14 protein-coding genes are annotated in these 13,118 nt (G+C 35.8%); 5 read left to right on the top strand and 9 right to left on the bottom strand.

Annotated elements, in window-relative coordinates; translation table 11 throughout:
- The first annotated feature begins 86 nt into the window (after window positions 1–86).
- The 3 genes from ACIQ1E_RS03145 (at window position 87) to ACIQ1E_RS03155 (ending at window position 2,639) form a co-directional block, all read left to right on the top strand.
- Window positions 87–764 (top strand): SDR family NAD(P)-dependent oxidoreductase, encoded by a 678-nt coding sequence (locus ACIQ1E_RS03145; RefSeq protein ID WP_396168608.1) that lies wholly within the window; start codon window positions 87–89, stop codon window positions 762–764.
- A 78-nt stretch (window positions 765–842) separates the two neighbouring features.
- A complete protein-coding gene (locus tag ACIQ1E_RS03150; RefSeq protein WP_396168610.1) occupies window positions 843–1,445 on the top strand; it encodes a SprT-like domain-containing protein in 603 nt (200 codons plus the stop codon).
- 132 nt (window positions 1,446–1,577) lie between these two features.
- Window positions 1,578–2,639 carry a mannose-1-phosphate guanylyltransferase gene (locus ACIQ1E_RS03155; RefSeq protein WP_396168612.1) on the top strand — a complete coding sequence of 354 codons (1,062 nt, stop codon included), beginning with the start codon at window positions 1,578–1,580 and terminating at the stop codon, window positions 2,637–2,639.
- 94 nt (window positions 2,640–2,733) lie between these two features.
- On the opposite strand, the gene ACIQ1E_RS03160 is transcribed toward ACIQ1E_RS03155, so the two are convergent.
- From ACIQ1E_RS03160 to gcvP, 9 genes are all read right to left on the bottom strand, one after another.
- Window positions 2,734–3,495 (bottom strand): ABC transporter ATP-binding protein, encoded by a 762-nt coding sequence (locus tag ACIQ1E_RS03160; RefSeq protein WP_396168614.1) that lies wholly within the window; start codon window positions 3,493–3,495, stop codon window positions 2,734–2,736.
- The gene (locus ACIQ1E_RS03165) at window positions 3,495–4,241 is read right to left on the bottom strand and encodes an MlaE family ABC transporter permease (RefSeq protein WP_396168676.1); all 747 of its coding nucleotides are present in this window, start codon (window positions 4,239–4,241) and stop codon (window positions 3,495–3,497) included. The genes ACIQ1E_RS03160 and ACIQ1E_RS03165 overlap by 1 nt, the downstream gene beginning before the upstream one ends.
- A gap of 114 nt (window positions 4,242–4,355) precedes the next feature.
- On the bottom strand, window positions 4,356–5,204 hold the full coding sequence (locus ACIQ1E_RS03170; protein ID WP_396168615.1) for a glycosyltransferase family 2 protein: 849 nt from the start codon (window positions 5,202–5,204) through the stop codon (window positions 4,356–4,358).
- An 89-nt stretch (window positions 5,205–5,293) separates the two neighbouring features.
- A complete protein-coding gene (locus tag ACIQ1E_RS03175; RefSeq protein WP_396168617.1) occupies window positions 5,294–5,821 on the bottom strand; it encodes a methyltransferase in 528 nt (175 codons plus the stop codon).
- Window positions 5,822–5,894: 73 nt separating this feature from the next.
- Window positions 5,895–6,953 carry a 3-oxoacyl-ACP synthase III family protein gene (locus ACIQ1E_RS03180; RefSeq protein WP_396168619.1) on the bottom strand — a complete coding sequence of 353 codons (1,059 nt, stop codon included), beginning with the start codon at window positions 6,951–6,953 and terminating at the stop codon, window positions 5,895–5,897.
- Window positions 6,954–7,097: 144 nt separating this feature from the next.
- Window positions 7,098–7,460: a group III truncated hemoglobin gene (locus ACIQ1E_RS03185; RefSeq protein ID WP_396168621.1), complete on the bottom strand. Its 363-nt coding sequence runs from the start codon at window positions 7,458–7,460 to the stop codon at window positions 7,098–7,100.
- Window position 7,461: 1 nt separating this feature from the next.
- Window positions 7,462–7,677, bottom strand: coding sequence for a Txe/YoeB family addiction module toxin (locus ACIQ1E_RS03190; RefSeq protein WP_396168623.1), 216 nt, complete (start codon window positions 7,675–7,677; stop codon window positions 7,462–7,464).
- Window positions 7,678–7,714: 37 nt separating this feature from the next.
- A complete protein-coding gene (locus tag ACIQ1E_RS03195) occupies window positions 7,715–7,927 on the bottom strand; it encodes a DUF2683 family protein (RefSeq protein WP_396168625.1) in 213 nt (70 codons plus the stop codon).
- Window positions 7,928–8,035: 108 nt separating this feature from the next.
- Window positions 8,036–10,885, bottom strand: a complete 2,850-nt coding sequence (gene gcvP / locus ACIQ1E_RS03200) for an aminomethyl-transferring glycine dehydrogenase (protein WP_396168627.1) — start codon at window positions 10,883–10,885, stop codon at window positions 8,036–8,038.
- Window positions 10,886–11,024: 139 nt separating this feature from the next.
- Here gcvP and ACIQ1E_RS03205 point away from each other — a divergent pair, with 139 nt between their 5' ends.
- On the top strand, window positions 11,025–11,831 hold the full coding sequence (locus ACIQ1E_RS03205; RefSeq protein WP_396168629.1) for a hypothetical protein: 807 nt from the start codon (window positions 11,025–11,027) through the stop codon (window positions 11,829–11,831).
- 124 nt (window positions 11,832–11,955) lie between these two features.
- Window positions 11,956–13,074, top strand: coding sequence for an ATP-binding protein (locus ACIQ1E_RS03210; RefSeq protein ID WP_396168631.1), 1,119 nt, complete (start codon window positions 11,956–11,958; stop codon window positions 13,072–13,074).
- Window positions 13,075–13,118 lie beyond the last annotated feature (44 nt).

Raw genomic sequence — 13,118 nt, forward strand, 5'->3', positions numbered from 1 at the left:
ATGAGCACCAAACAAATTTAGATGTTTAAGTAAGCTAGGTGTGCGAATTCCATTTTCCTTTTATAAAAAACAAACAGTAACTTCGAATGAAAAACATCATCATCACAGGAACATCACGAGGAATTGGTTACGAACTGGCTTTGCAGTTTGCCAATGCTGGTCATAATGTATTAGCCATCTCCAGAAAAACACCTCAAGCGCTGATCGAAAATCCAAAAATCACTTGCCTTTCCGTCCTTTTATCCGACGAAAACGAAATGCAAAAGGTTGAAAATTTCCTTTCTCATTCTTGGAAAAGCGTTGATATAATCATCCATAACGCTGGAGCTTTATTGCTAAAACCTTTTTCAGAAACTTCTCAAGAAGATTTCGAGAATATTTATAAAGTCAATGTTTTTGGCGTTGCCAATTTGACTCGTGTTTGTATTCCTTATTTGCAAAAAGGAAGCCACGTGGTAACCATCAGTTCGATGGGGGGAATTCAAGGAAGCCTTAAATTTGCAGGATTGGCAGCTTATAGTTCTAGTAAAGGAGCTGTAATTACCTTGTCGGAATTATTGGCTGAAGAATACAAAGAAAAAGGAATTTCGTTTAATGTTTTGGCTCTTGGAGCCGTTCAAACCGAAATGTTGCAAGAAGCATTTCCGGGATATGAAGCACCAATTTCGGCAAAGGATATGGCTAATTATATTTTCGATTTTGCCTTGACCGGAAACAAATATTACAACGGAAAAGTGCTTCAAGTTTCATCGACGAATCCGTAAATTCAAATTCCAATTATCAAATTCCAAATTCCAATTATCAAATTCCAATTATCAAATTCCAAATCCTAAAGCGTACAATTGTCCGAAACATTATCTAAATATCTCCCTGAACACGCCGTAAAACCAGTTTTTGAGTTGATTGTAGCCAATCAGGTGCATCTCAAAATTGTGAATGAACGGGTAACGCGTCACGGCGATTATCGAAAAGGTTTGAGTGGCAAACACGAAATTACGGTCAATGCCAACCTGAACAAATACCGATTCTTGATTACGCTGGTTCATGAAATTTCGCATTTAGTAGCGTTCGAAAAATTTGGTCGAAACATCAAACCACACGGACAAGAATGGAAGTATTCTTTTCAGCGCTTGATGATTCCGTTTATTCGTCCTGAAATATTTCCACATTCGGTATTACCATTAGTGGCCAATCATTTTAGAAATCCAACCGCTAGTAGTGATTCTGATGCAAGACTTTCTTTTGCTTTAAAGCAATTTGACGAGCGAAAACAAGATATTCATTATATTCATGAAGTGCCAAGCGGCAGTTTGTTTCGCATTAAAAACGGAAGAGTTTTCAAAAAACAAGGACTTCGTGTCAAACGATATGAGTGTCTTGAAGTGAAAACGGGTCGATTATTTTTATTCAATGCCAATGCTGAGGTAGAAATAATTCCGGGTTAATGTTAGTTGAACCTTAAAAAATGTCGTTTTACCGAAAGATAGAAGTCATTTGTACTTTTGATGCTTTGTTTTAGATTATAATAAATACATTTGCAACTATACAAGTAGTTTATTATAAAATAAAAACATAAAATGAACAATAATTATTACGCAATATTGATGGCCGGTGGAGTTGGATCTCGATTTTGGCCAGTAAGTACTACAGAATTCCCAAAACAATTTCACGATATGTTGGGCGCTGGTGACACTTTAATCCAGAAGACTTTCAGCAGATTATCAAAATTAATTCCTGTGGAAAATATTTTGATTTTAACCAATGAGCGCTACAACGACATTGTTTTAGAGCAATTACCTATGGTAAAACAAGAGCAAGTATTGCTAGAGCCTGCAATGCGAAATACCGCTCCTTGTATTTTATATGCTTCGCTAAAAATTCAAAAACAAAATCCAGATGCAGTTATGGTGGTGGCACCAAGCGATCATTGGATTGAAGACGAAACTACTTTTGCTCAAAATTTACAGCAATGTTTCGATTTTTGTGCCAAGGAAAATGCCTTGATGACTCTAGGAATTCAACCAACCTATCCAAACACGGGCTTTGGTTATATAGAATATGATAAAGCAGATACCAATCCCATTAAAAAAGTATCGCAATTCCGTGAAAAACCAGATTATACAACGGCTAAATCTTTTCTAGAGGCTGGTAATTTCTTGTGGAACGGTGGTATTTTTATTTGGAGTGCCAAATCAATTACCGAGGCTTTCGAAAAGTTTCAACCTCGAATGAATGAATTATTTCTGAAAGGAGTGGAAAGCTACAACACCGCAGCTGAAAAGTCATTTATTGTGGAAAATTATGCGCTTGCCGAAAATGTTTCAATCGATTATGCGGTAATGGAAAGTGCCAAAAACGTATATGTTTTGCCTGCTACTTTCGATTGGAATGACCTAGGAACTTGGGGTCAACTTCACGAAAAACTGGATAAAGATGATAATGAAAATGGCGTTATTAATGCGAAAGTGGTGTTAGAAAATGCCTCTGGTAATATCATCAGGTCTGATGCCAACAAGCTCATCGTTGTTGATGGTTTGCACGATTATATTATTGTTGATAGAGAAGGGGTTTTGCTGATTTACCCGAAAAGTAAAGAACAGGATATAAAAAGAATTACTGCTTTGGCTAATAAGCTTTAATTTCGTTATTTATTTACGATTATTATTCAGTTCGTATAAAAGATTACGCAAATTTAAAAACGGGTTCTATCTGAATATTTAGATAGAACTTTTTTTATTCCTTTAAATAAGCTTCTCTAACTTTTTTGAACAAATTTGAAGAATAAACAAAGTCAACTACAGCTTCATTATCTGTTCTGAAAATATCTTCTTTTGTACCTTCCCAAGCTTTAAGTCCGTTTTTAAGAAATAAAATATTCTCTCCAATCTCCATTACGGAGTTCATGTCGTGGGTGTTGATGACGGTAGTAATATTGTATTCTTCGGTAATCTCTTTGATAAGATTATCAATCAAGGTCGCTGTATTTGGATCAAGTCCTGAATTGGGCTCGTCGCAAAAAAGATATTTAGGATTGTTTACGATGGCGCGCGCAATGGCAACACGCTTTTGCATTCCACCCGAAATTTCAGAAGGTAATTTATGATGCGCATTGACTAGTGCTACTCTATTTAAAACAAAATCTACACGATCCTGAATTTTATGTTTGTCGTCATTGGTAAACATTCGCAAAGGGAATGCTACATTTTCGGATACGGTCATCGAATCAAAAAGTGCACTTCCCTGAAAAAGCATACCAATTTCGGTTCTTAACTCTCGTTTTTCATCAGAGTTAAGTGTAGAATAAATTCGACCGTCAAAAGAAATGGTTCCAACTTCAGGTGTGTGAATTCCGAGTAATGATTTTAACAATACTGTTTTCCCTGAACCACTTTGACCTATGATCAAATTTGTTTTTCCAGCTTCGAAAACCGTCGAAACTCCTTTCAGAATTTTGGTATCACCAAATGATTTTTCGATATTTTTTATTTCTATCATTAGGCTAAAAGTAATTGTGTTAGAATATAATTGACCAAAATAATCATGACCGATGTCCAAACAAAGGCAACTGTACTCGCTTTTCCAACTTCAAGTGCGCCACCTTTCATATAATAGCCGTGAAATGAGGGAATTGAAGCAAGTAATAGTCCAAAAATAAATGTTTTAATAAAAGCATAGGTGATGTGAAAAGGTATAAAATTGATTTGTAAACCTTCAACAAAATCGGTGCTATCTCCAAATCCTCCATAAACAGCAGCTACATAACCTCCAAAAACGCCTAAAAACATACTAATTCCTATGACAAAAGGATACAATAAAATGGCAATTAGCTTAGGGAAAACAAGATAGTTTAAGGAGTTTACTCCCATAACTTCTAAGGCATCAATTTGCTCTGTAACACGCATAGAGCCAATGCTAGAGGTAATAAATGAACCCATTTTACCTGCCATAATTACTGAAATAAAAGTAGGGGCAAATTCCAAAATCACGGATTCCCTTGTTGCATAACCGATAAGGTTTTTTGGAATCAAGGGGTTATTCAAATTCAATGCTGTTTGGATGGCAACCACACCTCCAACAAAGAAGGAAATGAAAGCTACAATGCCAAGGGAGCCAATGATTAAATCGTCTATTTCTTTGAAGATAAGTCCTTTCATAACAGACCATTTCGTCTGTTTGCTGAAAATTTCTTTCCACATTAAGAAGTATTTTCCAATTTGTGATAAATAGCGAAGAAGCATCATTTGTTGTATGTTCAGGTTACAATGAGCCATATTCAGTCAAGAATACAACTACGCAAAAATACTGTATTTTGTTGGAATTATAGATTTTGTTTTTAATTTCAGGAAGACGAAATATTAAAACAATTTCTCTTTCATTTTCTTCAAACGATAGTTTCTAATGAATTTGGCTTGTTCAGGATTGACCAACATCGTTTTTTTTGCTGATTTTGCCAACCAAAAACCTTTGATATAATCCAAAAATAAGAAAGGTTTTTTCTTCATCATCGACAATTTAGCCGACGCAATGGCGGTAATCCAAAATCCATAGCCCAAGGTGTAAAAAGCTTCGCCTTGTTTGTATCGAGCGGTTTTGTTGTAATTAGCTCCCGTTGGTTTAAGGTGTTTTACGTGCAAACTTTCGTCGGTAACCACTTTCCAATTGTAGAATTTGCAAAGCAATTCGTCAACCGTGTCCCAACCCATTGCGGGTTTCAATCCTCCAATTTGTTTAAAACATTCTTTTCGGTACGCTTTGAGTGCGCCTCGAATATGATCTTTGTCTGTGAGATTTTCTAGAACCCAATCCCCATTTTTTTCGATATAACAAAACCCACCAGCCATTCCAATTTTGGAATCCGATTGAAAATGTTTGATGACGGTTTCGAAATAATTCGCGGGAAAAATCAAATCGGCATCCAGTTTTACAATGATGTCGTAATCGTTATCCAATGTTTCGAATCCTTTCTGGAAGGCTTGAATGACCTTGCTTCCCGGTAAATGGATGTTTTCTGAAGTTTTGTTGACCAAAGAAATATAGGGATTTTCTTTGGCGAAAGCCAAAACTACTTCGGCAGTTTTGTCGGTTGAATTATCATTAACCACCACAATTTTTGAAGGCAAAACAGTTTGCGAAATCAAAGATTGCAAGGTCAAGGGGATGAGTGCTTCTTCGTTATAAGATGGAATGACGATGTAGTATTTCATTTTAAGAATTTTAGATTTCAGATTTCAGATTTCAGATTAGCTCGCGTCTAATAAGAAAATCAGAAATCAAAAATCGTTAATCTGCAATCTTAAATCTTTATTTTTTCTGCATAAACAATATAATACCTCGGAGTGAAATATCGTAACAAAGGTCTAAAACCAATCTTTTTTACCGGATGTGTGAATTTTTCTCTATCCATAATTTTCCAACCCGTTTTTTCTAAAAGCCAATCCAATTGCCAATCTTCAAATTCGTGGTAATGTCTGTCCCACATGTCGGTTTTGCTGCGATAAGCGGATGAAAACCACAATCGCAAGGGGATAGAAATGAGTAATTTATCACATTTTACATTTTCTAAAACAGTAAACGGATTCAATAAATGTTCGAAAATTTCGAAAGCGGTAAAAACAGTATAGCTTTCATTTTGTAATGCTGATTGATTGTTGTCGATATCTTCACCAGTTGTGTTTTTTACGGTGAATCCGTTTTCAATCATTATTTTAGAAAAAGGGTTTGGAACTCCTAAGTCGAAAATGGTTTCCGATGTGGTAATGTGTTTTTGTAAAAATTCTAAAGTGTGTTTGAATCTTTTATTGGGGAATGTTTTTTCGTACATAAACTGTTGTTTGTAGTTTGTAGTTTATGGTTTATAGTTGTAAGGAAACTATAAACCATAAGCGCTAAACTTTTTAATATCGATAAACAAAGGCGTTCACATTCATTCCTGCTCCAACCGATGCAAAAATGATAATATCTCCCTTATTGATTTCGTGGTTTTCTAATTTGCCTTGTAAAATAAGATCATAAAGTGTAGGAACCGTAGCTACACTACTATTTCCTAAATCGTGAATACTCATTGGCATTATATCCTTTGGAGGTGTTTTGCCGTATAATTTGTAAAAACGATGAATAATAGCTTCGTCCATTTTTTCGTTGGCTTGGTGAATAAGGATTTTTTTCACTTCATCAATTGCAACGCCGCTTTTGTCAAGACAACTTTTCATCGCAGCTGGAACATTACTTAAAGCGAATTCATAAATTTTTCGACCAAACATTTTAATGTATTTAATGTCGGGGTCTAAATCAGGATTGTATGATTTTCCGAAAAATAAATAGCCAGCTTCCTCATTAGCAAAGGTGGCGCTTTCGTAGGACAGCATTCCTGTTTCATCGTCAGACGCTTCGACGATTGTTGCTCCAGCACCGTCGGAGTAGATCATAGAATCTCTGTCATGATCATCGACCACTCTCGAAAGGGTTTCGGCGCCAATGACTAAGCAACGTTTTGCCATGCCCGAAAGGATAAAAGCATTGGCTTGAAGAACACCTTCTACCCAGCCCGGACATCCAAAGAGAATGTCGTAAGCTACGCATTTTGGATTTTTTATTTGCAATTTATGTTTAACTCGGGTTGCCAAACTTGGAATGATATCCGATTGAATAGTTCCAGCTTTTACATCGCCAAAATTATGAGCAAAAATGATATAGTCTATGGTTTCTGCATCGATACCGGCATTTTTAATAGCTTTTTCTGAAGCTAAAAAGGCTAAATCTGAAGCACTTTGATCTGGATTGGCATAGCGCCTTTGTTCGATTCCTGTAATACCTTTAAATTTTCCGATCACCACTTCATTTGGATATCCAAAAGGACTGCCGTCTTCATTCAAAAATGTGTGTTGGCCAAAATCAGAATTGGCTACTTTTAGCTCGGGAATATAACTCCCAACACCTGATATTTTAATTTTCATTGGAAATAAATAAATAATAAGATGCTAAATTATAGATAAAAAATGAGAAATTCAGATAAAATATACTATGCATGCATATAATTATCAAATAATTTCTATTTTTAACGAATAGCAAACTATTTAGCATTAAAAAGTGTGTAAATATCACATTTTTATTTTCATTACAGTCGCGATACTCAAGGCTCTGGTTTTCATGTTTTCGGCAATTTGACCTGCGAAGTTTTCATCAATGGTCAAATTGAAATAGTTAAGCCAAATATCAAAATGTGCACCAGAAAGTTTAGATTTTTGGTTGAGGTCGGTATGCAGCTGCAATACATTTTTGCGATAGTTGCCTCTGTCAAAAAGCATTTGTTCCCAAAAATCGACCAGTTCCCATAAATGAGGTTTTAAATCTATTTTGGCTACGTTGGTAAAAAGATAATTTATTCTATTGTCGGCGAGTAATTTCTTGTAGAATTCACTCATCAATACGTGTAAATCTTCTCGGGATTGGATGTCGTTCATTTTAATAGTGTCCTCTTAGTGAATGGACTATGATAGTATTTAATTCTTCATCAATTTCATACACTAATCTATGTTCTTTGTCAATTCGTCTGCTCCATAAACCAGACAGTCTGTGCTTTAAAGCTTCAGGTTTTCCGATGCCAGAATAGGGGGTTTCTTGAATGGAAAATAATAGTAGATTGATTTTCTTTTGAATAGATTTATTGCCTGATTTCATCCAAAACGACAGTCAGATTTGGCTTCAGCAGTGTAATCTATTTCCATAAATCTTCCATCTTAATCCTTGTTACATTTCCTTCTTTAAGTTGTTGTCTGCTTCTTTCGATTTTAGCAACAAATTCGGGGTCGTACAGGTGTTCTTCTTCGTTTGAAATAGTTTTTGTTTCGAATTTTACTTTTATCGAGTCCAAAAAATCCTTAATGATTTGGATTTTATCGTCTTCTGTATGAATGATTAAAGTTTTCATGACATTGAATTATTTAGTACAAAAATACTAATTATTTTAATTGAAAAAGGTTTCAAGTTATACAAACTTAAAACCTTTAACTATAATCCGGATAGTAGTTTTTAGAATCTAACTTTCCATATAAGCTTCAATTGGAGCACAACTGCAAACCAAGTTTCTGTCGCCATAAGCATCGTCAGCTCTGCGGACAGTTGGCCAGAATTTATTTTCTGCTATATATTCTAATGGGAAAGCAGCTTGTTCTCTTGTGTATGGAAAGTTCCAAACATCTGCTGTAAGCATCGCTAATGTATGTGGAGAATTTTTCAAAACATTGTTTTTGTCTTCTAATGTAGAAGCTTCAATTTCTTTTCTAATAGAAATCATAGCGTCACAAAAACGGTCTAATTCTTCTAGGTTTTCGCTTTCAGTGGGTTCGATCATCAAAGTTCCTGCCACTGGGAAAGAAACTGTTGGCGCGTGAAAACCATAATCCATCAAACGTTTTGCGATATCCGTAACTTCGATTCCTTTTTGTTTGAAGGGACGACATTCCAAAATCATTTCGTGCGCCGCGCGGCCCATTTCTCCAGAATATAGGGTTTCGTAATGCCCGTTTAATTTTTCTTTGATATAATTAGCGTTCAAGATGGCGTGCTCTGTAGATTCTTTCAATCCATCTGCTCCAAGCATTGAGATATAACCATAGGAAATCAAACAAACTAAAGCAGAGCCCCAAGGAGCAGCTGAAATGGCTGTAATAGCGTTTTCGCCACCAGTTGGAATGATTGGATTGGTTGGTAAGAACGGAACTAAATGTTCGGCTACACAAATTGGTCCAACTCCTGGTCCACCGCCACCGTGAGGAATAGCGAAAGTTTTGTGTAGATTCAAGTGACAAACGTCAGCGCCAATGGTTGCAGGATTGGTCAAACCAACTTGCGCATTCATATTGGCACCATCCATATAAACTTGCCCTCCGTTGTCGTGGATGATTTTTGTAATTTCGCAAATTGCGCTTTCAAAAACACCGTGAGTAGAAGGGTAAGTGACCATCAAACAAGACAAATCATCTTTGTGCTCAATAGCTTTTTCACGTAAATCTTCTACGTCTATATTTCCGTTTTCTAATGTTTTGGTTACGATTACTTTCATTCCCGCCATTGCTGCCGAAGCTGGATTGGTTCCGTGAGCCGACGAAGGAATAAGAGCCACATTTCTGTGATGGTCTCCACGAGATTGATGATAGGCTCGAATCACCATCAAACCTGCGTATTCACCTTGAGCGCCAGAATTGGGTTGCAAAGTTGTGCCGGCAAAACCTGTAATGACATTCAATTGTTGTTCTAATTTAGACAACATTTCTTGATACCCTTGCGCCTGATGCAAAGGAGCAAAAGGGTGAATGTTATTCCAATTGGCATTGCTTAAGGGTAACATTTCTGCCGCAGCATTCAATTTCATCGTGCAAGAACCCAACGAAATCATAGAATGATTTAAAGACAAATCTTTGCGTTCTAATTTTTTGATATAGCGCATCAAATCAGTTTCTGAATGATGTTTATTGAAAACATCGTGTTGCAAAAATGCTGATGTTCTCGCTAAATGTTCAGGAAAGTGACTTACTTCTGTTACTGTTTCGATAGTACTCACTTTCGTTCCGTTTGCGGAAGCAAAAACGAAAAGAATAGTATTGATGTCGGCTATGCTTGTAGTTTCATTCAACGAGATAGAAACCGTATTTTCGTCTACATAATAAAAGTTGACTTGATTTTGTTCTGCAATGGCCTTTACTTTTTTGGCATCGGCTTTTACCGCAATGGTGTCGAAAAATGCAGTATTGATTTGCTGGTAGCCTATTTTTTCTAATTCATTCGACAACGTTGCCGCTAAGGAATGAATTTTATTGGCTATGTATTTCAATCCTTCTGGCCCGTGAAAAACAGCGTACATTCCCGCCATAACTGACAATAAAACTTGGGCAGTACAGATATTTGAAGTTGCTTTATCACGTTTGATGTGCTGTTCTCTGGTTTGTAAAGCCATTCGAAGTGCACGGTTTCCATCAGTATCTATTGTTACGCCAATGATTCTGCCAGGCATACTTCTTTTGAAATCTTCCTTCGTAGCAAAATAGGCAGCGTGCGGACCACCATAACCTAGAGGAATTCCAAAACGTTGCGTAGTACCAACTACTACTGCAGCTCCCATTTCTCCTGGAGGGGTCAAGGTTGTTAAACTTAAAATATCAGCAGCTACAGCTACTTTTATTTCGTTTTGATTAGCTTTAGCGATAAAATCAGTATAGTCGTAAACTTGACCGTGTTTACCAGGGTATTGTAGAATGGCTCCAAAAAAATCAGTCGAAAAATCGAAAGTTTCATGGTTACCAACAACCAATTCAACGCCAATTGGTGTAGAACGAGTTTCTAGAACAGATAGGGTTTGAGGTAATAATTCTTCTGAGACAAAGAATTTATTGACGTTGTTTTTCTTTTGGTCACGGGAACGAACGTCAAAAAGTAATGCCATTGCTTCTGCAGCAGCGGTACCTTCGTCAAGTAAGGACGCGTTGGCAATTTCCATTCCGGTCAATTCAATTACCATCGTTTGGAAATTTAAAATAGCTTCTAAACGACCTTGAGCAATTTCAGCTTGGTAAGGGGTGTAAGCAGTATACCAACCTGGATTTTCAAAAATATTTCTTTGAATCACCGCAGGAACAATCGCTTGATTGTATCCTAAACCAATGTACGATTTAAAAACTTTATTTTTGCTTCCCAACTCAGCGATATGATTAGCATATTCGTATTCGGTCATAGCTAGGTCTAAAACGAGTGGGGTTTTTAGGAGAATATCATCCGGAAGTGTTTCGTAAACAAGTCGTTCGATAGACTCAACTCCGATGGTTTTTAGCATATGTTGCAAGTCAGTTTCTCTTGGGCCAATGTGTCTTAAAGCAAAAGCATCTGTTTTCATGTAAAAAAATAAATAGTGTTGTTTTTTTGAGCCGCAAATTTATGGATAATTATCAAAAAAACAGGTTCTCAAGCCATTGATTTTTAGGAATTTTTCAACTAAATTCAGGTCTTGTTAACAGTTTTGTTATTTTTGTGGAATGAAGATTTTCAGAAAAATATTCGATTTTTATTTAGATGGTAGTATTCACGTGGCATTGTCTTGTTTTTGTTTAGTAAAGGTAAGTCAGCTGCACTTCAACATTTCTAAAGATTTTATTACAACATATTTTGCTTTTTTCGGCACCATTGTCGGTTATAATTTTGTAAAATATGTAGCCTTATTGGAAAAAAAAGAGGCAAAAATCCGACCGAAACTAAAAGCAATTACAGCATTTAGTATTTTTTCTTTTTTGTTGGTTGGATTTTATTTTTTTCAGCTGCAGAGAATTACTCAAATAAGCTCCATTGTTGTTTTGGTTTTGACCTTATTGTATGCACTTCCTTTTTTTCCGAGTAAAAAAAATACTCGAAATTGGGCAGGAGTCAAAATTTACTTTGTGGCCTTGTGTTGGGTAGGAGTAACCGTTGTGCTGCCTGTTTTGAATGCTGAAATTGATTTTAGTGTTGATTTTTATCTTCAATGCCTTCAGCGATTTATTATAATTTTTGTCCTGATATTAATTTTCGAAATCATCGATTTGGCGAAAGACGACCCTCATTTGCAAACAGTGCCACAGCAAATAGGAGTGAAGAAGACTAGAACATTGGGTTACGTCTTGTTGACAGTTTTTGGTCTATTGGAACTTTTCAATAGCAATAACAATAATCAATTTTTGTCTTTGCTATTGACTTTTGCTATTGCTGTTGCCTTGGCTTTTGCCAATGAAAAAAGGTCTAAATATTACACTTCTTTTTGGGTAGAAAGTATTCCTGTTGTGTGGTGGCTTTTACTTGAAGTTCTTTAATTTATCCAATACTGGTGAATGTATTCGCCAATTAATATATAAAACTAGTGAATATATTCACCAAATAGCATATAAAATTGGTGAATATAAAATATTTTTTTTATATTTGTAAAAATTCAAAAAGATGATTTTTAGAGATTTAACATCCAATTTAAAGAATAAATTACACAAAGGCAAAGTAATTATTCTTATAGGGCCGCGTCAAGTTGGAAAAACAACCTTGATAACTGCATTATTAGAAAACACCGTTTACTTATTTCTTGATGGAGATGATAATACCGTAGCCGAAACTTTATCGAATGCCAACACTGAGACTTTGAAAAGTATTATTGGCAATTATAAATATGTTTTTATTGATGAAGTACAACGCATTCCAAATATTGGTTTAAAGTTGAAAATTATCGTCGATCAAATTAAGGATGTTCAAGTAATTGTGAGTGGCTCTTCGGCATTAGATAGTAATAACCTAACACAAGAGCCGTTGACTGGTCGTAAATTTGAATACCAATTGTTTCCGATTTCGTGGAATGAATTCGAGAACAATGTGGGCTACATCAAAGCACAGCAACAACTGGAATTACGAATGTTGTATGGAATGTATCCTGATGTGATCAATAATTTTGGTAACGAATATGAGATACTTAAAAATTTGGTTTCGAGTTATTTATACAAAGATATTTTGGCACTGACGGGCATCAGAAAATCTGATGTTTTAGGGAAAATCCTCCAAGCATTGGCGATGCAAATTGGTAATGAAGTGAGTTATAATGAAATTGCTCAATTGGTGGGTGTGGATAAAAACACGGTTAACAATTACATTGATTTGCTCGAAAAAAGCTTTGTGATTTTCAAGTTGAATAGTTTTAGTAAAAACCTTCGTAACGAGATTAAAGCCAACAAGAAAATTTATTTCTACGACAATGGCTTGCGAAATATGATTATTGGAAATTTTAATAACTTGGAATTTAGGCAGGACAAAGGGGCTTTATGGGAAAACTTTATGATTTCCGAGCGAATGAAAGTCTTGTCTTATGCTCAAAGTGTGGCGAGGCCTTATTTTTGGCGCACTACACAACAACAAGAAATAGACTATATTGAAATTGAAGCAGATTCCGTTACTGCATTTGAATTCAAATGGTCGTCAGTTAAAAAGGTGAAACTACCAAAGTCGTTTCAAGAAGCCTACCAAGCTAATTTTTTAGTGGTGAACAAAGAAAATTTCAGGGAGTTTTTGAAGATTTAGTGCTCGGAAAATGATTTCAGTGCCTGATTTCTATTGAGAAGGAA

The organism is Flavobacterium sp. (genome assembly GCF_044348915.1).
Lineage (GTDB): Bacteria > Bacteroidota > Bacteroidia > Flavobacteriales > Flavobacteriaceae > Flavobacterium.

Coding starts and splice junctions, on each gene's coding strand:
- ACIQ1E_RS03180 (WP_396168619.1), bottom strand. CDS start 6,953: ATGAAAATTAAAATATCAGGTGTTGGGAGTTATATTCCCGAGCTAAAA.
- ACIQ1E_RS03205 (WP_396168629.1), top strand. CDS start 11,025: ATGAAGATTTTCAGAAAAATATTCGATTTTTATTTAGATGGTAGTATT.
- ACIQ1E_RS03165 (WP_396168676.1), bottom strand. CDS start 4,241: ATGATGCTTCTTCGCTATTTATCACAAATTGGAAAATACTTCTTAATG.
- gcvP (WP_396168627.1), bottom strand. CDS start 10,885: ATGAAAACAGATGCTTTTGCTTTAAGACACATTGGCCCAAGAGAAACT.
- ACIQ1E_RS03155 (WP_396168612.1), top strand. CDS start 1,578: ATGAACAATAATTATTACGCAATATTGATGGCCGGTGGAGTTGGATCT.
- ACIQ1E_RS03185 (WP_396168621.1), bottom strand. CDS start 7,460: ATGAACGACATCCAATCCCGAGAAGATTTACACGTATTGATGAGTGAA.
- ACIQ1E_RS03190 (WP_396168623.1), bottom strand. CDS start 7,677: ATGAAATCAGGCAATAAATCTATTCAAAAGAAAATCAATCTACTATTA.
- ACIQ1E_RS03145 (WP_396168608.1), top strand. CDS start 87: ATGAAAAACATCATCATCACAGGAACATCACGAGGAATTGGTTACGAA.
- ACIQ1E_RS03195 (WP_396168625.1), bottom strand. CDS start 7,927: ATGAAAACTTTAATCATTCATACAGAAGACGATAAAATCCAAATCATT.
- ACIQ1E_RS03210 (WP_396168631.1), top strand. CDS start 11,956: ATGATTTTTAGAGATTTAACATCCAATTTAAAGAATAAATTACACAAA.
- ACIQ1E_RS03170 (WP_396168615.1), bottom strand. CDS start 5,204: ATGAAATACTACATCGTCATTCCATCTTATAACGAAGAAGCACTCATC.
- ACIQ1E_RS03160 (WP_396168614.1), bottom strand. CDS start 3,495: ATGATAGAAATAAAAAATATCGAAAAATCATTTGGTGATACCAAAATT.
- ACIQ1E_RS03175 (WP_396168617.1), bottom strand. CDS start 5,821: ATGTACGAAAAAACATTCCCCAATAAAAGATTCAAACACACTTTAGAA.